Raw genomic sequence first — 18,821 nt, forward strand, 5'->3', positions numbered from 1 at the left:
CCACATCACTCGACGTAGAGGCCACCACCTTTAGGAAGGCACTCACTCCGTAGGCATTCTTCGAGCGCACGAAGTAAGCGTAGTTGGTGGCGAATGCCAGGCCGGTGTGGGTTAGGGCCTAGGTACTCGCCTTGCGTTGCCTGCGGGTTGGTCGAAAAGAAGTACTCGTAGATGCCGCCATTCAGGCCATGCAGCGTGTTGCCCGGGATCAGCGTGATCGTGTCGATGGTGGCTTGAACCACGCACGACTCCGGAATTGGCGGCCCGTCGATGCTCACGGTGATACTGGCCTCGCCGGAGCGGGTCAGCGGGCCCAGTGCAGCCACGCTCATTGTGTAGCTACCGGAAGGAAGCCCGGACAGCGGAAGCTGCAGGGTCGTCGCCGGCGCCTGCAGCGCCTGTACTGCAGCCGCCCCCTGTCGTACGGTGATGGCGTAGCCGGTCACCACACCATTCGGTGCCAGCCACGACAGGGTGCCTTGTACTACCTCGGCATTGTCCTGAGTCGACCAGGTAAGCCCTGTTGGGCTGCCCAGCCCGCCAGTTGGTAGGCTGATGAAGCCGATCGGGTTGTAGGGCTGCCCCACTGCGTCATCGAAGATCGCCGGCTCATTCTGCGAGACTGCCACGGTACAACCGCTATCAGCGCTCATGGACCAATCAGTGACGATGAACTCGCCAACCATGTTCAACGACGGCAGGTTGACCTTTACCGACCGGCCGGGCCGGCAGTTGTAACCCATGAAGTTCATGGGAATCGACAGGGTCCCGCCTGCCCTGCGGCGGCGCAGCTCGATGTTGGCCAGGCGCTGGGCCTGATAAGGGTCGCTGACATAGGAAAACGACAGGGTTTCCGCCGCCTCGCCGCCGTCAGCAATCACCCACTCGCTGACCAACACTTCCGGGTAGTCTGTCTCGGCCCAGGCCTGCGAAGGATCAATGAAGGTGCCACGCACGGTGTTAAGTGCCGAATCGTTGGACGGTTCAGGGCTGCCCGTGACCGTACCGGTGACCATGTCCTCGGTGATCTCGAAGTCATACGGGCCATAGTAGGCACCGACTTGAAGCATCCAGCGGCCGCCGACACGGATCAGCTTGCCACCGCAAGCTGCCTCCAGCTTCTGCATGACCTGGGTGCGCGACTCATCGGCGCCGATCACGCAGCCAGAGCGGTACCGCGGTGCGGTGCTGCCGTCTGCGTTGGCCACCATCTCGTCGCAAACGCTGGCACTGTTGGCAAAGCTGGCAAATACGATCTCGTCGTCCGGTACACCGCAGCGGTTGCGCAGGAACCAGAGGATGTGCAGCGCGGTGTTTTCGCTGTAGCCGGTAACGCCAATCCTAGGGTCGTAGATGTCCCGGCGCCCGCGGATCACGAAGCGCACGTCCGGGATACCGGAGGGGTACTTCTCGGCGCTGTACTTGAACGAGACGCGCGCGAACGACAGCCCGCGGCCGATCTGGGTATCTCGCCAATCCGGGCTGTTGGCTTTCAGGAAAGCGTTCACCTGGGTCGGGTTGGTGACCAGCTCATAGGAAGCATGATCACCGTAGGCCGCGATCACCTCTTCACCAAGGAAGATGTCCTCTAGCCCGTCGATCTCGCCCTCCGACAGCACATAGACCATGTGCAGCCATTCGCCATCGGTCTGGTCGCCTGCCTGCTCCTGCCCCCACGCGAGCACGCCGCCGGTGCTCACGCAGCCCAACACGTACCGAGCAGCTGCCTTCGACGAGCGCAGGGTCTGGCTGGATGGCTCACTGGCACGCAGCGAGCCGGTATCGAGCTTGTCCTGTTGCGACGACACGTAGAAGGCCAGGGCCGCACCGGCCACGGCTCCCCACGGCCCACCCTGGACAAAGCCAATCACCGCGCCAACAGCGATCTGGGCAACCTTGCTGACTGCTGAACTCATTCAACTCTCCACACCATCAACGGCTCACACTCGATTCGGCAGACCCCATCGGGGGATACCGACCAGAACTCATCCGCCCAGAAAACCGCCACACCGCGGCCGTTTGGGCCGTCGTACAGGGCGATATCACCCCGCTGCAGCAGGCCTGGCTGAATGCGGGCAAAGCAGTCGTCCCAGGCTCCCTCCAGCGAGCCATGCAGCTTCTTCAACAAGCGCTTCGCCCCGGCCTCGGAGGAGTAGCGGCCCCGGTAAGCCTCCGCAGGGTCGACACCGCACACAGCCAGAGCGCAGTCGGCGGCAAACAGGCAGCAGTCAAATTCGCCCCATGAAAAAGGCCGCTCGATGGCGGCCTTGATCGTGTTGGCAAGCTGTGTCGTCCAATCGCGCTTTCGCATGGCTATGTCTCGTAGGTGAACTTCGGTGCGTCCTTGGAGGCGCCCCAGTAAATGGGCCAGTCAGCGATCTGGGCGATCGCGAAGAAAAAGCGGTCATCCTGCCGGCGCGCCCGGTGGTTCTCGTCGGTCCAGCGCTCGGTACCGGTCCGGTTCCATTCGGCCATGCGGTCAATGAGTGGAACCGTGATGCTGTTGCCTGCCTCGCCATTGCCGGCGTAAGAGAACTTGGCGGCATCCATGCGCCCGCTGAACAGGATGTCAGCCGCGTAGGTACCGTCCTCGTCGAACACAACGAACATCAGCTTGCCGTTGCGGCCCCGACATCCCTTCAGCGAGGTTTCGGTGATGATTCGGGTGTCCAGGCCATTGAGCGTCAGGTCAACGGACATGGGCGATCCCGAGTTGCTGCTCTCCTGCGACTGGCCGACCGCGCCGAAGGTGCCTACGCCCTGGTAGGTGACGCCGTCGATTACCAGGTCTCCGGTACCGGTGTGCGCGAAGACCATGCCATCAGGGAAGTCCAGCTGGCAGGCGTAGACCGCCATGAAGTTACCCTTGGCGATGATGTCGACGACGGTTTGGCTGAACGGAAATACGCCATTGGCCATCAGAATGCCTCGCGGAATTGAAGGGTCGAGTTCGACACCACCGGCTGAGTGGTCCACTCGTTGGTGTCATCCATGCGGCGCATTTCACAGTAGGGATTTTTGTATTCGACTGGGCTGCCGGCCGGGATCAGCTTGCGAATGCGCTTGTTCACTGAGATCACGGCCTTGCCGGCAGCGTCAGACAGGGCGTTCTCTACCACCTCGAACATTTCGCCCCTGATCGTGACGAGGTCGCCTCGGCTGAACACTTTCCGGCTGGCCAGCAGGCCCTGCAACTGCATGCTGCTTGCCTGGGCGTTTGCTACAGCGACGGTCGGTGCGCCGATATTGTCGGACCGCGTACGGGTGAGGTAGGGAATGATCACCGTGCCAAACATGCCATGCAGGCGGCCCAGCAGCGATGTCAGCTCGCGCTCATCCTCCTCGTAAAGAAATCCGAAGGTCATGGTGCACTTCCAGTAGGAACCAGGCTGAGCCACGATCTGCTGGGCGTTCGACAGCGAGGAAGTAAACCCCCGGTTGTTGTAGACGACGCCCCAGGTGACCTCAGTGGGCTCCAGGTCCTCGGGCCATTCCTCCGCCATTGGTCACTCCCAAAAGAAAGCCCGCCGAAGCGGGCCAAGCATAGTTACCGCCGCTGCAGCATCTGCCGCCCGGCGCCATTGGTCTTGAAGTCACGCAGCATGAGCTCGTAGCCATCCCGCGCGCCCTGCTCTGCAGCGCGTCGAACATCGGCAATAGTGGCAGCATTGGCCTGACCTCCTACCTGGATGTGCTGGGTAATGCCGCCAAAAGAGATCGAGCCTGCGCCACTATCACCGCCGGCACTCATAGCCACCACGCCAAGCGAACCATCAGGGCCGCGCGCCAGGGGCATAATTGCCTCTGGCCCTGCCTCAGCGAAGATGCCCGCGCCCTTGGCAAAAGCAAACATCTGAGGGCTGTCGTGCACCTGGTTGGAGAACGAAGACAAGCTAGGAGAGTCGTAAACCCCGCCCTTTGCATTGGCCACAACTGGACCAAATGAACCTTCGCTGAAGCCGGTCATTGTCCCTTTCCCGAGTGCTGCGCTGCCGCCTCTGAGGAAGCCGAACGCCGAGCTGAGGAAGCCGGCGGCGGCCTGGCGCACCTGGATGCGAATCAGGTCCTCGATGATCGAGTCGGCGAAGTCCTTGAATTCGAACTTCCCAGTCTTCACGAACTGGGTGACACCATCCTCCAGGTTACTGAAAGCATTCCCGAACAGGTCCTGGGTCTGGCCCGCTATGTCGGCAGCGCTGTCGAGGTAGTTCTGCAGGGCCGCCGAGGCGCCATTGGTCCAGTCGGACTGCGCCGCATCGATCTTGGCGAAGCTGTCTTCCTGCACCTTGACCAGTTTGTCGCCGTACTCCTGCCGCAGCGCGATCTGTTGCTCCAGCTCCTGCCGTTGCTTTGCGGTCGACGCGGTGGCCAGCTCCTCGCGCAGGGTCAGGATCTTGCTGTTGTTGTCCTGCTCAAGCGCCAGCCTGGCCTGAGCACGGCTAGCGGCTTTGTCACCCATCCCCACTGCTGCTGCAGCTGCGTCACCTTGCTCCCGGGCAATCGCCAGCTGACGCTCAAGGTCGGCTTGGTACTTCATTGCCCTAGTCAGACTGCTTGAAGCCTGCACAGCAGTATTGAACTGTTCGGCCAGCGCACCAATGGCCTTGCCGTATTCTTCGGTGGTGATCTTCTTCTCGGCCAGCAGCAGGTCAAGGTTCTTGGTCTGCTTCTGGAACTCATCGGACGCGGCACCTACAGGGTCGTAAGCCTTTTTCAGTTGCTGATAGGCTGTTGCCGCTTCCTTGAGCTGCTGCGCCAGCTTCGTCTGCGCAGTGGTGGCGTCCTTGGTTTCCTGCTTCGCGCCCTGGTGGGCCTTCTTCTGCGCCTCGATGGCACTGGCTGCCGACAAGATCGCTAGGCGATCGGTTTCGGTGAGGTCGGTGTGTTCAGCAAGGTAGCGATTAGCAATCTTGGTGGCATCGCCATTGTCTTGCAGGCCGGCCAGCTGCTTCTGCAGCGTATCGAGGTAAGTCTGCCCCACCGTGCTCATGCCGGCCTTCGCGGCGTTGTTGGCAGAAGTCGAGGCCGTATTTCGGTCAGTCTCGCCTGTCAGCTCGGCGAGCTTCGACTTAAGGTTCTGCAGCTCACCACTTAGATCGGAGGCTTTGATCTGCCCCTTTTCGATAGCCTGGGCCATTGCCTCGGTCACGCCAGGGATGCCGCGTAACTGGTCGGCGACAGCCTTCCAATCTACCACCGCCCCCTTCGCAAAATCGTTCGCGGCAGATCGCACCAGGTCGAGTGCTTTTTGGGCCTCCCCAGGCATAGGTGCCAGGCCAACCATCAGCCCTTCGACGCCGGCCGCGCCTACGCCGCGCAGGTCATTCTCGAAGCGATCGGCAATCGACCCAGATACTTGTGATAACTGGCTTTGGGTGTCCTCGATTTTGCCTTGCAGCTCACGCAGCGCGACTGCCTGGGTTGCGCTGTTCAGTTTGTTGAAGCGCTCGACCAACTTGTCGAGCGGGTCAGTGAGATCACCCAACTTCTTTTCGAGTGAATCCGAGTTGTCACGCAACAGCAGGAAGCTGGCAGCGGCAGTACCGGCCAGTACGGCAAGACCCGCTGGGCCACCTAGCGCGGCGAGAAGGCCGCCTCGGATAGTCGCTTGGGCCAAGTTAGCTTGAGCAATGGCCAGCGCTTCTGTTGAGGCGGTGAGCGCGGCCTGTTTTGGGATTAACTGTGTCTGGACTAGAGTCAAACGCTGCAGGCCTGTAGCGGCGGCCACAGAAGCCTGAGCTTGCTGCAGTTGCGCTTGAGCGAAAAGCCTTTGAGCATCAGCGGCGATTACAGCAGCCTCTGCACTTTTAACCGCAGCAGCACGCTGAGCCAACAGTGCTTTCACAGCGACGTAGGCTTTTGCCGCATATGTGGTGAGAGCTGCGGCGCCTGCGCCCCCCATTGCTACCGCTACCAAGTCGACGTTATCCGCCAAGAGCACCAAAAACTTAGACAACCCTGCGACGGCACCGGCTTGTTCCTCCAGCTTGCCAAGGAAGGTGCCAGTGGCGTTGCTGATGTTGTTCAAGGCATCTTGAACACTGGTAGACATGTCCGCCGCTGCTTTGCGATTTGCCTCAACGGTTTTCAGTAGCCCGACGTTGATGTCATCCAGAGCGAGCTTACCCTCGCTACCCATTGTGCGTATTTCGTCGGTGCCCTTGCCGGTAGCGCTAGCAATTGCGCCCACCACTGTCGGCATCGCCGTCTGGATAGAAATCCAGCCATCCGCATCAACTTTCCCTGTCGCCAGCGCTTTGGAATAAGCATCCAATGCCGAGCTCGCCTTATCCGCAGAAGCGGCGTTTGTAACCAGAAGGAAGCTGAAGCTGTCCGTGATGTCGAGCGTCTGTTGGGTGTTGAATCCAAGGGTGCGCATCACATCGGCAGTACGGATGTAGAGCTCTTGGGCCTCCGCAAGTGGCCGGTAAGTCTCTTGAGCTGTCTGCATCAGGTGCTCTTGCACCATCTGGAACTCGTCAGCGCTTCCGGCTGCTGCCCTCATACGATCAGACATCTGACCATAGGCATCAACCTGCTTGATGATGCCTCCAATCAAACCAGCACCAGCGACCGCGGCAAAGGCCCCGCGCATCAGCGTTCCAGCGCCCTGTGCGGCGGCGCCAGCCCTATCAAAAGCGGAATCAACCGTTGCCAAGTTCCGATCAATCGCTTGGCTGGTCTTTGAGACCAATTGATCGGCGCTCGCCAGTTCGCGGCGTAACTGTGCCGTAGTTGCCTCGATTTGAACCAGCATCCCCTGAACTTGTTGGTCAGCCATGCTTTTCTCCAGGCAATAAAAAACCCGCCGAAGCGGGTGGTAAAGCGGGAAAACTAACGACAGTGCGTTGACCAGGCTGTCTCAAAATCTCCTGGGTTCATGCGGCCATCATTTTCGAAAACTACCATCTCCTTGCTTGCTGCAATGAATTTCCTGAAACCGACATAGCCTCCAAACGAATTTTTAGAATTCACCTCGCCGCAAAGCCCGCGTTGATTACGAAACTCTGCGCTGGCTGGATCTTTTAAGACTCCGCTCACAAATTCTCTAGCCACGCGCTGGTTTCTAATCTCAGCCATAGCAGCTGCACTTTCTGCCTTTTTTGCATCCGATTGCCCGCATGCTGCCAACATTAAAAGAGCAGGAAGCATCACTATCATTTTCTGCATTCGTCAATCCCTCGCACTCGGACAGGGAAGACTAACAAAATGCTAAATGGCCCGTCTTCCGGTCAGCGCCTCCCTTAACTTATCCGCCACGGTGGAAGCCTTCGGTTTGCCCTGCTGATCCAAAGCCTTACCGGTGCCGAACGGGTTGGTCATTTTCACCCATTCCAGTCTGGCGTCCATCGCCATGAACAGCTCCGGGAGAGGCGTGATCCATGCCACCTCGGGCGCCCAGCCCAGCCAACCGGTAGCGATCGCGAACAGCCGGTCGACGTAGCTGCCGTCCTCGACGACGCTCACGCCGCCCCGGCTTGTTCCTTTCCCGAAGTGACGCCGCGCGGATTGTAGAGCGCATACAGGTAGGCGGTGACTACCGGCGTCAGCTCGGCGGCGCCTTGCTGCCAGACCTTCTCAGGCAAGGCCTCAGCCGCCTTCCCATCAAGGTCGGCCCCGGCGGATATGATGATCGCCAAGGCATCAACCCCGACCGCGCGCAGACCCTCCGATGCACCGCGAAGGCCACCAAAACGGCTCTCGATGGCGCGAACCGCTTTGAGGGTGGGGCGCAGGGTGAATTCCTCGTCGCCCAGTTTCACGGTCATAGTGCCGTGCAAAGTGTTGTTCATCGCTCAGTCCTGAATCCGGGGCTGGAGCCCCGGGAGAGTTACGGGGTGACGGGGGCCGGCAGCAGTTCGAGGATGTCCGAGTTGATGCCGATAGTGACGTTGCGGCGCACCACGTTGTCAGCAGCACCAGGTGCGACGGTGTTGTTCATTACCTTCCCGCGCATGTAGAACGTGGTCGGGCTGATCGCTGGGGAGGCATCCGGGTCGCCGTCGTTGAGGGTAATCTTGATGTTGTAATCGCCCTTGCTGCGGTCCTTGTGGGCAGTCTTGACGGCCTTCTGGCCAGCATCGCCATTGTCCAGGCCTACGGTCAGCGTCAGGTCGCCAGCGTCGGCAGTGCCCTTGTACTTACGCACGCGGCCGTCTTTCAGCGACGTGAAATTCACGCCACTGAAGGTATCGCCGAACTCACCCAGGTCCTCGATCTCGCCCACTTCGACGTAGGTGTCGGCCTTGTACTTAGTTTCGGTGTCAGCGCCGGTCTTGCCGCCGAGGAAGAAGCGGCAGCCGGCAGCTGTGTTGAGGTTGTCATCGGCCATGGGTATTCCTCCAAAGGCACATTGGATAAAAGCCGCGGCGCGGCCGGTAGGTGGTTCAGTGGGTGGTGATCACGCGGACGGTGATCGAGCCCTGGTAAGTGATGCCGTCGGCGTCGCGCTGAGCGTCGGCCTGCTCGACCCGGACGGATACCGCGCGGCCCACCTCCAGCGGGAGGCGGCGTTCGTCGAGTGCGGCGATGACCTCGCCGTTGATGCGTTTGACCTCGGCCTGGCCCACGGCATCGGACCAGACCGACAGGTACAGAAGGCGCGTCTCACGCTTGCGGCCTGAGATCGGGCTGCTATTGACCGAGACCTCCCGATCAATGGAGACATAAGGCATATCCGCGTTCAGTGGTGCGCCGTCGTAGATAGGGCAGCTGACCTCGGCCGTGAGCCTGGCAAAGATCGCTTCCTGCAAGGCCAGTGATGGATCAGCCATTGCCTACCCCTTGGCTTGCCTTTCGCAGCGTTCGACGCACCGCAGCTTCGATGTCTGCCATAACGTACTCCCGGTTGACCTGCATCGACGGCCGGAGCCACGGGTGGGCAGGCCTGGCCGGCATGGCGGGATACTTCCCGAAGAAGTGCGTGCCGTCGCTCTTGTTAGAGGGCTTTCGGTTGCGGTTGCCAGCGCGCTTTCCTCCAAGGTAACCCTTGGTCCCGTACTCAATGAACCGCAGGTAGAAGAACCGCCGGTTGTCGCGCTTGCCGCGGATCCCGATCTGAGCGTCCAGGCCACTGGGCGAGACGTACAGCCGCAAGGCTGCAGCGGCGGCGCCGGTATCCTTGGGCATCAACTGCCGCTGGGTCTCCAGGATGCGGTTAGCCGCCTCCAGCATTGCGGGCTGCAGTTCGTTGTCCATCGTCCGGTGGATATTACGTAGCGTGCGGCGTAGCCGGATATCGCCGCGAATGCTTGACCGGCGGGCCATGGCTTACTCCTTGGCCTGGTCGGCCTTCGCTGGCTTGGCGGCCTTCTCGTCCACCGCCTCGGCGTAGCCGCGAGCAATCAGCCCCTCGCCGTACTCCTTGGCGACTTCGAACTCTTCGCCCTTCTCTCGTTCGCCAGATGCTCCCGTCAGCGGGCCCAGTGCTCGGATTTTCATGGTTCACCTCATGGATTCGGTACCGATGAGCAGAGCAGCCTCATCAGGGTGTTCTCGTTGTCCGGCAAAACTGCCTCGACTTGGTAAGTGACCCCACGGCGCGTCAGACGCGACCCGGCAATGATGTCTGAGCGCGGCCTACCGATAATCTCGGCCGTGACAACAGCACTCAGCTTTTCAGCAACTGCTGTTACGCGCCCAGTAGGGGTGCGGACTTCGCCCCACATTTCAGGGCGAACTGCAGGGCGCCACGTCACTGTTGCTCCCCCAGACTTATTGCGCTCCTCATGTCGGTGGGTCACCTCGAACAGGTGACGTAGCGGGCCGGCCCTCATACGCCCCACCCGATACGATGCGGGGTCAGGAGTGCCTCGGAGCCCTTCGGCATCTCAGTGGCAATGGTCCCGGTCACAACATCCTCACGGTTGGCGTAAAGGTGGCCGAGGATCAGCAACGAAGCGGCCTTGATCTGCTTGTTGCAGACCATTGGAGACTCGCCGGCATCCCCGGCGGCGACAGCCTCATCCAGCGCCTGCTGGTCGACATAGAAACGACGGTTCAGATAGTCCATCGCCTGCCCTTCGGCCGCCTCGATCAGGAGCTCCAGGTAATCGTCATCGTCGTCGGGGTCCCGCAGGTGATGACGGGCAATGGTCAAACTGATGACCGACATACCCTCACTCCTTCAGTGATTCGAGGGATGCCAGATTCCGCTGCACCAGCTCTTCAGCGTGCCGGCGCGGCACTGTATACGCCGGGCCGCCGCGACGGCGAAGCTCGCCTTCATCCATGTATGACCGCAGCGGATAGATCTGAAGAGTCGCAGGATTGAGCTTCACCTGATCCTCTGGTGCCAATGAATCAGCGCCGGTGCTGCTGTCGACCAAGGATGATGCGGCCTGGTTGGCGTCTTCGGATGCCGCAGCGTCAGCTGCGGCGATGCCAGCGCTGGCACCCTGACCGCCCGTGACGACATCCGACCCAGTGCCAGCAGCCATTTGCGCTTCTGGCAGCACCTGGTTTGAGCCTTCCGCTTGGCCTGGAGCAACTACGGGGACACCCGAATTGCCAGGGTCACCGCTAGCTGGACCGATCGCACCGCCAGGCGAAAGAGGCGAACCGGCAGCCCCAGACGGGCCGCTGCTGGTATCAACGGTCGAGACTGGATCCTTCGCATCAGTCGTGGATGCTGGTGTTTCCTGTTTACGTGCCATTGGATTACTCCATTGGGGCGCCATTTCTGGCGCCGCGTTGCGGAAGGGTTAAGGCGTGACCAGCGGGCCAGTGACAAACGCTTCGTCGCGATAGATGGCAAAGGCCAGGCGCTCTTCAGCGCGAATCGTTGCCATGTTTTTCTCGAAGTCATCACCGTTCTCGGTCGAGATCAGCACTTCGATTTCCATGCGGTCGAAGATCTGGGCGCCGAGCTTGAACGCACCGACGAGGAAGTCGTTCTGTGTCATGGCCTGGGTAGAAACCACAGGGCGATTCCAGAGTTTCGCGTTGGTGCCTTCCTGAGGCTGGCCGATGATGTAGCGCCCCTCGCCGTCCTTAGTCAGCTCAATGGCCGCCCAATCGATCGGGTTGAGCACGATGCCGTCGGATGGGAACTCGGCCAGTTCGGCCTGCAGCAGCGCCAGGCGCAGGCGGTCAATGCGCTGCTCGCCCACTACAGCTACACCAGCCGGGGCGGCGTACAGTTGAGCAACGGTCATGAGGCCCTGCAGGTTCACGCCAGTGCCGTTGCCGTAAAGCAATTGAGCTTCTTCCGCCATGGTGAGGCCGTAGCGTGCACGACCGTCGATATAGCTCTGCAGTGCCTTGGCGTCGTCCAGCATCTGGCGGCTGGCTTTGAATAAATGGGCGATGGTCCGCACGTTCGCCGTGGCCAGGCCGAAGGTCAGGTCGGAGTACGGCTTGGCAGTGTTCTCCGCCACAGTGCGGGCGTTATTGACGAAGCCGGTTTCACGGACGTACTCGATGGAGTTCGATTCGGTGGTACCTGGCGCGACCAGGTCGCGGACGGTCAGTCGGCGCTGAGGCGGGGCAATGATCCCCGGCAAGCGCTGAGTCTGCACCAGGTCACCGCCGGTTGCGGTAGTGATGGCCGCGCGCGGCACGGAGACACGGCGGGAACCACGGAAGGACGAGTTCATGTCCTTCATTTCTTCGCTCTCGATCACGAGAGCGCCTACCGATTTCTGCGGCTCTTCCTGATGGCTCCGATCCCGGCTTGCATTCACCAGCTTCTGCTCTGCCTCGCCCAGGCGCGCCTGAAGCTCGCCCTGCTTGGTCAGCAGTTCATCGACCTTGGCACGCGTTTCGGTATTCATTTCACCGGAAGCCTTGATTTGCTTCTCGGTCGCCTCGGCCTGGCTTTTGATCTGATCGCCAATGCCCTTGAGGCTGGCGTTGAGTTCCTTGACTTGGGCTTCAAAGTCCATGGTCACTTTCCTTTCAGAGAATTGAGGAGATTGGTTGCCGCGCTCAGAGAGGCGGAGAGGTCTGGCGCGACAGCGCTGGGCTTATCGGTCGAGGCAGCGTTATGCGTGCCCCCGCCGGGAGCGCGAGGCATGCCGGACTTGAAATTGGCGAACAGTTCGCGGCGCTCGGATCGAGGCATCCCCCCCTTGGCCAGAGCGACATCCATGGCCTTGAGCGCATTGTTCTGGGCCGCGTCCTCGGTTTCGCGTTCGGTAACTTCGCTGGAAGACAACACCCCAGTCGCCAGGCCAAGCTCCACGGCGCGCTTACCACGGATATAGGTTTCGTCGTCCATCAGCTCGGCCATGTCCTCCGCCGACTGCCCACTCGTCTCGGCGTAGAGGTCAGCCATCGCGGCATCGAACTCCTGCATATCGTCGGCGATATCACGGAGGTAGTTGCGATTGCCGGCGAGCCAGGTCCAGCAGTTGTGGATCATGAGGAAGGCGCTGCTGGCCACCTCTCGCTTCTTCCCCGCGAGGAAGACAATCGAAGCAGCGCTCGCCGCCATGCCGAGCACCTTGGTGGTGACCTCGTGGCTGTGTTCTTGAAGGCGGTTGTAAATGGCAATGCCTTCGAACATGTCACCGCCTGGCGAGTTGATGTAGACGGTGACATCACGCTCGCCGATCGCACGCAAGGCGGCGTCGATTCGTTTCAGCGTGACGCCCTCGCCATACCAGTCTTCGCCGATCACGCCGTACACGGTGATGGTGTCTGAGGTGTTCTCGACGGCCGCCTGGATCGCGGGATTCCATTTGTCGAGCGCGCGCGGGCTCATCTCGCTGCGCAGGCCGCGAGACTGGATCTTGTGCTTCATGGATTACTCCCGTGATTTACTTTTCGGGCTGTTGGAGCCAGTTCATCAGAGCGGCCCTTGCGGCCTGCCCATCGTCTTGCTTACCCAGCTGGTCCAGCGGCACCAGATTCGATTGCACGGTCAGCACGTCGCCACCTGGCATGCTTGGAAGGTTCTCTTTCCGCCGCCCTTCGTTTCGGGTCAGGTAGCCGTTCTGGCCCATCGTGCTGAGATAGGCTGCCCGACCGGCGCTGTCCGCACGCAGGAACGCTTCAAGTGAGTACTCGGCGTAGAATTTGATCCGGTCAACCGCCGTCATGCACCACTTGTTCACGCACTGCTCGATCGGCGCTGTGAAGGACATGATGCAGTATGTAAGAAACGCGATCTGCTGTTGCTCCAGGCCGGTCCCCCAGTTGCTGCCCTTGTCGGTCTTCATCACCATCCAGGGCGGAACGCCGAACCATCGGCAAATTTCCTCGATGCTATGCCCTCTCGACTCCAGCAACTGCGCATCGGCAGGGTTGATCCCGATCATCTCCGGCTTCACGCCCTGCTCAAGTACTGGGCTCTTGCCGGCATTCAATGCCCCGGAGATTGTCTTAACGTACTCACGAAACTCGACGCGCTGAGCCGGGTTAAGCGTCTTATCGACCGAAAAAGCGACTGTGGGCATCATGCCGTTGCGGAATGTGCTATTGGCGGCATCATCTGCAGACATCGCAGAACCGAACACATCCGCGCCGTACCGAATAGCAGAAAGGCCAACTCGGCCATCCAGGGTGAAGGCTGGGATGTGAAGCATGTCCTGCCGCTGGATCTCTCGGCGCGCTCCCTTTCGGGGCCTGAAGAAATACCTGAGTCGTCCATCGTCGTCGAACTCAAGGTCGACTCTCGACGGCATCAGGAAGTCCAGGGCAATGACGCGCCCAGCGGAGCGATGGATCTCGCAGTAGGCGTTGCCCCACAGCAGCATCGAGGCGACGACTGCCTGCCAGAAATGAAAGGCAGCCATGTCTTCGTTGGGGCTGTTGTGCACAACGTCGTACAGCGGGAAATCACGGGCACTCTCTCGGCTACCATCGGGCATCCGCCGGTAGATGCTCAGCGGCAAGCCGGCTACCGAGGTCGAGATGATACGGACGCATGCCCACACGGTGGACAAGCGCATGGCCTTGTCGACGCTGACTGACTTACCACTACTGGACTGGGCGCCATTAAAGGCACTCCAGAAACCGCCATCCGACAGCTTGATGGTCTTGCCCAGCCATTCGCTCATACTGGCTGAGGGCTTGGTGGCAGCAGCGCCTAAAGCCTGGGATAGGGTTTTAATCACTGACAAGCCCTCTGCGGATGAAGCCAGCGATGCAGAAGAAGCTCAGCGATCCGGCCAGCAAAGCCCAGCCGGTACCAGCCAGCATCCAGACCCCGCTGCATGCCAAGCAGAAAGCGACCACTGCGCAGGCGATGAAAATATGAAATGCGTTCATGCGATCAGTGGGTCCCGAATGCCGGCCATGAAATTGTCCATTCCCCCGCGCCCCTCAGGATTGAGGCTGATCAGAGAAACGGCGTTGAATGTAGCCATCAGCGGGTCGATCTTCGCTGTGCCCGAGGCCTGCTTGGTGATCAAGAAGGCGTTGGCCGATGGCACCCCTTTGGCGTTGCCGCAGGACCAGGCCATGAGCGGCTGACCGCAGTGCAACAGAGAGCCTTCAGCGAGCTTCCGCTCGGTCGTCTTGATCGCGCCTGTGAGCTTCCAGCCCTGAGAAATGCCGACGATCTTGTCTTCTTCGACCCCAGCATCAGCTAAGGCGTCGAGAACAGAGCCGATTCCCGCTGGATCGAGACCGACCTTGTCCAGAAGACCTGTCTCGTTGATGCGTTTGACGATGGCAGCGAATTCCTCAACGTCGTCGCCGATCCGCTTGACGAGGGTCAGGTCACCAATCGCCTCAAGGTCCTTGAGGCGTGGGGCTTCGGACTTGCGCCGCTCTAGCACTGAAGGGTGTGCCCAGGCATGGGCCCAGTGGAACCAGCGACGAGTGCCCGCTTCACGCCCAACAACTGCAAGACCAAGCAAGTCGTCCAGGCCGCCGCCATCGCCGCCGACGTCGATGACCTCGCATCGATCAAGGATCTCGTCCAGGCTCAACCAGCTGGCGGCCTGGGGCTCCCAGAATTCGGCACCAACCCAGGCGTCAGACATAAGCGCCAAGCCGATCTCAATGTTGAGGTGCTTGGCCAGGAAGCCACGCAGCTCCGCCTCTCCGTCGATCTCCGCTTGCATGAACAAGCGCTCAAGCGTTGGACGATCGACCGAGAACCCCATATTGGGGTTAACCAGATGGAAGTTCTCCGGCTTGCGAGCATCGCCGCTGTCGATCATCTCCTTGGAGAATTCGTAGATGACCGGCAAGAATCGATTGTCGTCGATGCGGCCATCACGTACGCCGCGGGCATAGTTCAGCTTCGACCGGAACACACCTGCGGGCGGTTCGTTCGACTGCGTGGTCAGCCAGATGACGAAGCCTTCGGGCCTCGACAGCAGGCCGCCTGTGGCTTCCCGAATCATGTCTGCCGCTTTAGGGTTCTTGCCAAATAGCCAGGCCTCATCGATCAGCACGCCAACGGCCTTCTTGCCGCCGACCACATCGCTGTCAGCGGCAACCACCTTTAGCGTGGCTCCCGTTTCCCGGTGAGTAATCAGTCGCAGGTGTGGCTGCACATGCAGCAGATCCTTCAGCTCCTCGTCGTTATTGACCATGTCCTTGGCCGGCACGAAGGCGTTGTCGGCAATTTCTTTGGTCGGCGCGAGGATGATGAACTCGGCCGACATCCGCCAATTACGCACCAAGGCCGTCAACATGATTGCGGCAGCGATGGTCGACTTGCTGTTCTTCTTCGGGATGCAAAGCATGAACTCCCGAATCAGGCGTTCGCCGGTCTCGCTGTTGTAACTGCCAAACACAGCTCCTGCGAAAGCGAGTACCCATGGGGCACATGCGCTCTCAATGGTTGGACTGCCAGGGGCATCGACAATACGAAGCCCTTTGAAGACTTCAAGGCTCTCTTCTGCTTCTTGGGGGAAAAGCGGTTCGGGGATGATAGATTCACTGGCGGCCAGACGCCGCCACCAATCTGGGCAGGCCGTAGTCCAAAGCATGCGCTACCCCTTGACGACGGTAAGGGGCGGCTTGCTTTGGGAGTACTTGCCTTTGCCCGCCTCTTTCGCGGCCTCCGCCTTCTGCTCTTTCTTGCCCGCCTCCGCCTTCTTCCCGTGGATGTAAGGCACGGCGGTCTGCGCAGCATTGCGGCGATCAAAGACCTTCGCCCGGGGCTCGTTCATTAGTGCGAGCAGCCAGACCAATGGATCATCAGTGGAAGGCAGACAACTGAGGAACTCGCCATCGGCCTCATTGATCTCGACTGGTTCTGCACTGGCTTCATCGGCCTTCGCTTTGCCGCGCCGCTTTTTCGGCTCAGGGTTAACACTTAGCTCTGCTCTGCGAGCCAAAATTGCGGATGCGATCTTGGGATCATTGGCCCAGCGCGAACCAGCGGCAGCAGCCGTCGAGGGCTTGCTACCCGCGGCTTCCGCCGCTTCTTTGTTGGACGCACCCCGGGCCTTAGCGTCAACAAACTGTCGCTGTTTGTCTGTTAACACCATTAACAAAAACCTTTAGGGGGGAGAAAAATGTCTACGTGGGGTCGGTGGCGGTCTAGCTAGATGAGAATCGCTAGCTTTTGACCCCCCCTACCCATATCGAAGCACGTCACTGGCGTGCCTCTACGGCGCCGCGCGGGATTTCGCGACTCGCTGACGCCTCAGTCACTCAGCCCCGCCGCCTCCTCGGCCTGCTTGACGGAGTCGTGGCAAGGCTTGCAGAGGCTCTGCCAGTTCTTCTGATCCCAGAAGAGAGCCATGTCTCCACGGTGAGCAATGATGTGATCGACTACCCTTGCTGCGGCTATGCGACCGTTCCGTTCGCAGAAGACGCAGAGCGGGTGGTCATTGAGGTACCCCTCCCTCGCCTTCTGCCATTTGTAGTCGTAGCCGCGCTGGGAGCTGGTCATGCCGCTTCGCCAACTACCAGGCGACAAAACCTTCACCCGCGAGCCTGCGCTCTCCTTGATGCGGGGGCCGAGTGTCTTGAGCCTAGCCATCAGTCAACACGAACGATCTTGGCCACGTTGCCCTTGGCCCGGCAAACTAAGATGGCGGCCAGCAGGTAGAACGCAGTGTTGAACCAGGATGCATCAGCAAAGTCATCGTGCAGCACCATGCGGCCAATGAGGCTGACGCACTGCATGCCGGTTACGGCGCAGGCAGCCCACGCCATGAGCGACACGCTCAGCTTGTACCGAGCATCTGGGTATGGCCGGTAGCGCAGCCCAATCATCACGAAGATGACGGCACAGAGCCCAGCCTGGATAACGGCAACCATTCAACCCTCCTTCCTGGCTCGCAGGCGGAAGACCCATTGCAGCCAGTTCGGCATGCGTCCGGTTTCCATCCACTCCAGCAAGCCGGAGAACGTGACCACGCAGAGCACACCGCAGACAAAGGCGCTGAAGCCCGCAGTCTGGGTCCAGGCCCGGCCCATCAGCTCAGCTGCACCGAAGTAGCCACCAATCCATCCGGCCAGCAGGTAGCCGACGCGACGCCAGGTGCTGATGTCCTTGGCGAACACCACATAGAAGAAAGCCCCGCCGAATGCGCCGACCAATGCAGCGAGATCCAGCTGGGGAAACGCAGCACCCAGGCCGACGCTGGCAAGTACGCCGGTCACTGCGAGGGCGCCGGTACTTGGCTCGGCCATAAATGATGCTCCAAAAAAAACCCGCCAAATGGCGGGCTCGTTGTAACTGAACGCAAGTAGAGGCTATATAGCACCAATTTTGCGCAGCGTATTGTTGAACAGTGCCTCATAAAGAGAATCGAAGACTGGTCCCTTGAAGGCTTCTGGAAGTCCGTCAACCTTTACAAAAAACGTATCGCCTACAGAGTGCATTTTCATGCTGAAAGCTTTGACGGGCTTAACGCACTCAGTTGCTACGTCTCCATAGGCCACTCTGAGGGCGAAGGTCAAGCTGAGCTCCGACCGAGGAAGCTTTTCTACCGCCCACCGCTGGAACTCACCATGATCATTGATCAGGCCGGAACCAACGACAGGAATCTCCTCGCCGCCTACGTTAATTTTTTGATCTGGAGTGACGCCAAGATAAATGGCGAAGTTGCTGCGAATGTTATGGACCATTCCATGCAAGTTAGCCCAGTAGATCTCATCAGCTGTTTTTTCGGCCTGATATTTTTCCTGCAGTTGCACGAACTTCGACATCAGCATCCCTCTGTTGTGTGTTGACGCCATCAGCATGCCATATCAGGCCAAAACGAAAAAGCCCAGCTCTAGGGCTGGGCTTCAATAGCCACTCCTCAACATGCGCAGGAATGACAGGATGAGGAAATAATCGGCCACCCGGCCATTTGATGTCAAGCGGCATTTTCCATCGAAAGACCTTCGTAGCTCAGAATTTCGGCCGCAGCCTCCAGTGCTTCGTCGGCCATCTGCTTCAGCACGTCCTCGATGTCCTTCCTCCAGCGACGGCGTGTTCGCTCAGGCCGAGCATCCGGGTCCCAGCGGTTGACATCGTAGAATTGAGCTGGCAATACGATCATGTCGCTCGACCGCTTTCCCTCGGCGCCCTTCATCTTCGGAATCGCCCAGGCCGTTACGGCGCTGGTGATGAACAGCTTGGGGGCATGGGAGGCAACCATGGGGATCAGGCGACTGATCGACTGAACCTTCCGCCCCTTATGGGTGCTGAATCTCGCCACCAGCACATCCCAGTGTCGCGGCTTCAGCTGGCTGTGCAACCTGGCGAATACCCAGCAGTCTGCGTCCATACGACTGATCTCGCCGCGCTCAACCGATTTGCTCAAGGTGGCCATGTCGTGACCGTCTTCGCTGCCGGGCTCGTATAGCTTCTGCCAGGCCTGCTTGCTGGTGTTGTCGATCGCTTCTGCAGCCAGGGCCGAGACGACCGCCGCGAGTACGCTGCTATAAATCATGTCCTTCCCCCTAAATCCCCGGTG

25 protein-coding genes are annotated in these 18,821 nt (G+C 60.1%); all 25 read right to left on the minus strand.

Translation table 11 applies throughout. The annotated features are described in order from the left end of the window. Positions 1-5 precede the first annotated feature (5 nt). A complete protein-coding gene (locus tag OO306_RS00390) occupies positions 6-1,916 on the minus strand; it encodes a hypothetical protein (protein WP_265967504.1) in 1,911 nt (636 codons plus the stop codon). Further along, entirely contained in the window at positions 1,913-2,311 is a 399-nt protein-coding gene (locus OO306_RS00395) for a hypothetical protein (RefSeq protein WP_186676695.1), read from the minus strand. Before OO306_RS00395 ends, OO306_RS00390 begins: the two co-directional genes overlap by 4 nt. Positions 2,312-2,313: 2 nt before the next feature. After that, positions 2,314-2,919, minus strand: coding sequence for a hypothetical protein (locus OO306_RS00400; protein WP_265967356.1), 606 nt, complete (start codon positions 2,917-2,919; stop codon positions 2,314-2,316). Next, a complete protein-coding gene (locus OO306_RS00405; RefSeq protein WP_265967357.1) occupies positions 2,919-3,503 on the minus strand; it encodes a hypothetical protein in 585 nt (194 codons plus the stop codon). The genes OO306_RS00400 and OO306_RS00405 overlap by 1 nt, the downstream gene beginning before the upstream one ends. 44 nt (positions 3,504-3,547) lie before the next feature. Next, positions 3,548-6,781, minus strand: a complete 3,234-nt coding sequence (locus OO306_RS00410; protein ID WP_265967358.1) for a phage tail tape measure protein — start codon at positions 6,779-6,781, stop codon at positions 3,548-3,550. Between the two features lie 53 nt (positions 6,782-6,834). Next, on the minus strand, positions 6,835-7,170 hold the full coding sequence (locus OO306_RS00415) for a hypothetical protein (RefSeq protein WP_265967359.1): 336 nt from the start codon (positions 7,168-7,170) through the stop codon (positions 6,835-6,837). Between the two features lie 42 nt (positions 7,171-7,212). Next, the gene (locus OO306_RS00420; protein WP_265967360.1) at positions 7,213-7,467 is read right to left on the minus strand and encodes a hypothetical protein; all 255 of its coding nucleotides are present in this window, start codon (positions 7,465-7,467) and stop codon (positions 7,213-7,215) included. Beyond that, on the minus strand, positions 7,464-7,793 hold the full coding sequence (locus OO306_RS00425; protein WP_265967361.1) for a hypothetical protein: 330 nt from the start codon (positions 7,791-7,793) through the stop codon (positions 7,464-7,466). Before OO306_RS00425 ends, OO306_RS00420 begins: the two co-directional genes overlap by 4 nt. Positions 7,794-7,831: 38 nt before the next feature. Next, positions 7,832-8,332, minus strand: coding sequence for a hypothetical protein (locus OO306_RS00430; protein WP_186676675.1), 501 nt, complete (start codon positions 8,330-8,332; stop codon positions 7,832-7,834). 55 nt (positions 8,333-8,387) lie between these two features. After that, a complete protein-coding gene (locus OO306_RS00435; RefSeq protein WP_265967362.1) occupies positions 8,388-8,774 on the minus strand; it encodes a DUF3168 domain-containing protein in 387 nt (128 codons plus the stop codon). Continuing rightward, the gene (locus OO306_RS00440) at positions 8,767-9,267 is read right to left on the minus strand and encodes an HK97 gp10 family phage protein (protein WP_265967363.1); all 501 of its coding nucleotides are present in this window, start codon (positions 9,265-9,267) and stop codon (positions 8,767-8,769) included. The genes OO306_RS00435 and OO306_RS00440 overlap by 8 nt, the downstream gene beginning before the upstream one ends. Before the next feature lie 3 nt (positions 9,268-9,270). Beyond that, positions 9,271-9,441, minus strand: coding sequence for a hypothetical protein (locus OO306_RS00445; protein WP_186676666.1), 171 nt, complete (start codon positions 9,439-9,441; stop codon positions 9,271-9,273). Positions 9,442-9,449: 8 nt separating this feature from the next. Continuing rightward, the gene (locus tag OO306_RS00450) at positions 9,450-9,776 is read right to left on the minus strand and encodes a phage head closure protein (protein WP_186702639.1); all 327 of its coding nucleotides are present in this window, start codon (positions 9,774-9,776) and stop codon (positions 9,450-9,452) included. After that, positions 9,773-10,114: a head-tail connector protein gene (locus OO306_RS00455; protein ID WP_265967364.1), complete on the minus strand. Its 342-nt coding sequence runs from the start codon at positions 10,112-10,114 to the stop codon at positions 9,773-9,775. The genes OO306_RS00450 and OO306_RS00455 overlap by 4 nt, the downstream gene beginning before the upstream one ends. Before the next feature lie 4 nt (positions 10,115-10,118). Next, complete coding sequence (locus OO306_RS00460; protein ID WP_186702641.1) at positions 10,119-10,655, minus strand: hypothetical protein; 537 nt, start codon at positions 10,653-10,655, stop codon at positions 10,119-10,121. A gap of 48 nt (positions 10,656-10,703) precedes the next feature. Beyond that, on the minus strand, positions 10,704-11,885 hold the full coding sequence (locus tag OO306_RS00465; RefSeq protein ID WP_099453655.1) for a phage major capsid protein: 1,182 nt from the start codon (positions 11,883-11,885) through the stop codon (positions 10,704-10,706). Positions 11,886-11,887: 2 nt separating this feature from the next. Continuing rightward, on the minus strand, positions 11,888-12,745 hold the full coding sequence (locus OO306_RS00470; protein ID WP_186702643.1) for a head maturation protease, ClpP-related: 858 nt from the start codon (positions 12,743-12,745) through the stop codon (positions 11,888-11,890). A 16-nt stretch (positions 12,746-12,761) separates the two neighbouring features. Continuing rightward, positions 12,762-14,060: a phage portal protein gene (locus OO306_RS00475; RefSeq protein WP_099453653.1), complete on the minus strand. Its 1,299-nt coding sequence runs from the start codon at positions 14,058-14,060 to the stop codon at positions 12,762-12,764. Between the two features lie 150 nt (positions 14,061-14,210). Further along, positions 14,211-15,890 carry a terminase large subunit gene (locus OO306_RS00480; RefSeq protein WP_186676628.1) on the minus strand — a complete coding sequence of 560 codons (1,680 nt, stop codon included), beginning with the start codon at positions 15,888-15,890 and terminating at the stop codon, positions 14,211-14,213. Between the two features lie 3 nt (positions 15,891-15,893). Further along, positions 15,894-16,394, minus strand: a complete 501-nt coding sequence (locus OO306_RS00485) for a terminase small subunit (protein WP_186676625.1) — start codon at positions 16,392-16,394, stop codon at positions 15,894-15,896. Positions 16,395-16,552: 158 nt separating this feature from the next. Continuing rightward, a complete protein-coding gene (locus tag OO306_RS00490) occupies positions 16,553-16,891 on the minus strand; it encodes an HNH endonuclease (protein WP_265967365.1) in 339 nt (112 codons plus the stop codon). Beyond that, complete coding sequence (locus OO306_RS00495; RefSeq protein WP_102667962.1) at positions 16,891-17,172, minus strand: phage holin family protein; 282 nt, start codon at positions 17,170-17,172, stop codon at positions 16,891-16,893. The genes OO306_RS00490 and OO306_RS00495 overlap by 1 nt, the downstream gene beginning before the upstream one ends. Further along, positions 17,173-17,547: a putative holin gene (locus tag OO306_RS00500; protein WP_265967366.1), complete on the minus strand. Its 375-nt coding sequence runs from the start codon at positions 17,545-17,547 to the stop codon at positions 17,173-17,175. A 63-nt stretch (positions 17,548-17,610) separates the two neighbouring features. Further along, complete coding sequence (locus tag OO306_RS00505; protein WP_265967367.1) at positions 17,611-18,066, minus strand: hypothetical protein; 456 nt, start codon at positions 18,064-18,066, stop codon at positions 17,611-17,613. A gap of 152 nt (positions 18,067-18,218) precedes the next feature. Continuing rightward, positions 18,219-18,797 (minus strand): hypothetical protein, encoded by a 579-nt coding sequence (locus OO306_RS00510; RefSeq protein WP_265967368.1) that lies wholly within the window; start codon positions 18,795-18,797, stop codon positions 18,219-18,221. Positions 18,798-18,821: the final 24 nt, after the last annotated feature.

This window comes from Pseudomonas sp. DCB_AW (genome assembly GCF_026240895.1).
In the GTDB taxonomy this organism is placed as follows: domain Bacteria; phylum Pseudomonadota; class Gammaproteobacteria; order Pseudomonadales; family Pseudomonadaceae; genus Aquipseudomonas; species Aquipseudomonas kermanshahensis.

Bases quoted from the DNA above. Each gene is read 5' to 3' on its own strand.
- OO306_RS00395 (WP_186676695.1), bottom strand. From the start codon at position 2,311: ATGCGAAAGCGCGATTGGACGACACAGCTTGCCAACACGATCAAGGCC.
- OO306_RS00500 (WP_265967366.1), bottom strand. From the start codon at position 17,547: ATGGCCGAGCCAAGTACCGGCGCCCTCGCAGTGACCGGCGTACTTGCC.
- OO306_RS00425 (WP_265967361.1), bottom strand. From the start codon at position 7,793: ATGAACAACACTTTGCACGGCACTATGACCGTGAAACTGGGCGACGAG.
- OO306_RS00435 (WP_265967362.1), bottom strand. From the start codon at position 8,774: ATGGCTGATCCATCACTGGCCTTGCAGGAAGCGATCTTTGCCAGGCTC.
- OO306_RS00460 (WP_186702641.1), bottom strand. From the start codon at position 10,655: ATGGCACGTAAACAGGAAACACCAGCATCCACGACTGATGCGAAGGAT.
- OO306_RS00405 (WP_265967357.1), bottom strand. From the start codon at position 3,503: ATGGCGGAGGAATGGCCCGAGGACCTGGAGCCCACTGAGGTCACCTGG.
- OO306_RS00450 (WP_186702639.1), bottom strand. From the start codon at position 9,776: ATGAGGGCCGGCCCGCTACGTCACCTGTTCGAGGTGACCCACCGACAT.
- OO306_RS00390 (WP_265967504.1), bottom strand. From the start codon at position 1,916: ATGAGTTCAGCAGTCAGCAAGGTTGCCCAGATCGCTGTTGGCGCGGTG.
- OO306_RS00440 (WP_265967363.1), bottom strand. From the start codon at position 9,267: ATGGCCCGCCGGTCAAGCATTCGCGGCGATATCCGGCTACGCCGCACG.
- OO306_RS00410 (WP_265967358.1), bottom strand. From the start codon at position 6,781: ATGGCTGACCAACAAGTTCAGGGGATGCTGGTTCAAATCGAGGCAACT.
- OO306_RS00430 (WP_186676675.1), bottom strand. From the start codon at position 8,332: ATGGCCGATGACAACCTCAACACAGCTGCCGGCTGCCGCTTCTTCCTC.
- OO306_RS00490 (WP_265967365.1), bottom strand. From the start codon at position 16,891: ATGGCTAGGCTCAAGACACTCGGCCCCCGCATCAAGGAGAGCGCAGGC.
- OO306_RS00510 (WP_265967368.1), bottom strand. From the start codon at position 18,797: ATGATTTATAGCAGCGTACTCGCGGCGGTCGTCTCGGCCCTGGCTGCA.
- OO306_RS00455 (WP_265967364.1), bottom strand. From the start codon at position 10,114: ATGTCGGTCATCAGTTTGACCATTGCCCGTCATCACCTGCGGGACCCC.
- OO306_RS00465 (WP_099453655.1), bottom strand. From the start codon at position 11,885: ATGGACTTTGAAGCCCAAGTCAAGGAACTCAACGCCAGCCTCAAGGGC.
- OO306_RS00400 (WP_265967356.1), bottom strand. From the start codon at position 2,919: ATGGCCAATGGCGTATTTCCGTTCAGCCAAACCGTCGTCGACATCATC.
- OO306_RS00505 (WP_265967367.1), bottom strand. From the start codon at position 18,066: ATGTCGAAGTTCGTGCAACTGCAGGAAAAATATCAGGCCGAAAAAACA.
- OO306_RS00485 (WP_186676625.1), bottom strand. From the start codon at position 16,394: ATGGTGTTAACAGACAAACAGCGACAGTTTGTTGACGCTAAGGCCCGG.
- OO306_RS00495 (WP_102667962.1), bottom strand. From the start codon at position 17,172: ATGGTTGCCGTTATCCAGGCTGGGCTCTGTGCCGTCATCTTCGTGATG.
- OO306_RS00445 (WP_186676666.1), bottom strand. From the start codon at position 9,441: ATGAAAATCCGAGCACTGGGCCCGCTGACGGGAGCATCTGGCGAACGA.
- OO306_RS00470 (WP_186702643.1), bottom strand. From the start codon at position 12,745: ATGAAGCACAAGATCCAGTCTCGCGGCCTGCGCAGCGAGATGAGCCCG.
- OO306_RS00480 (WP_186676628.1), bottom strand. From the start codon at position 15,890: ATGCTTTGGACTACGGCCTGCCCAGATTGGTGGCGGCGTCTGGCCGCC.
- OO306_RS00415 (WP_265967359.1), bottom strand. From the start codon at position 7,170: ATGCAGAAAATGATAGTGATGCTTCCTGCTCTTTTAATGTTGGCAGCA.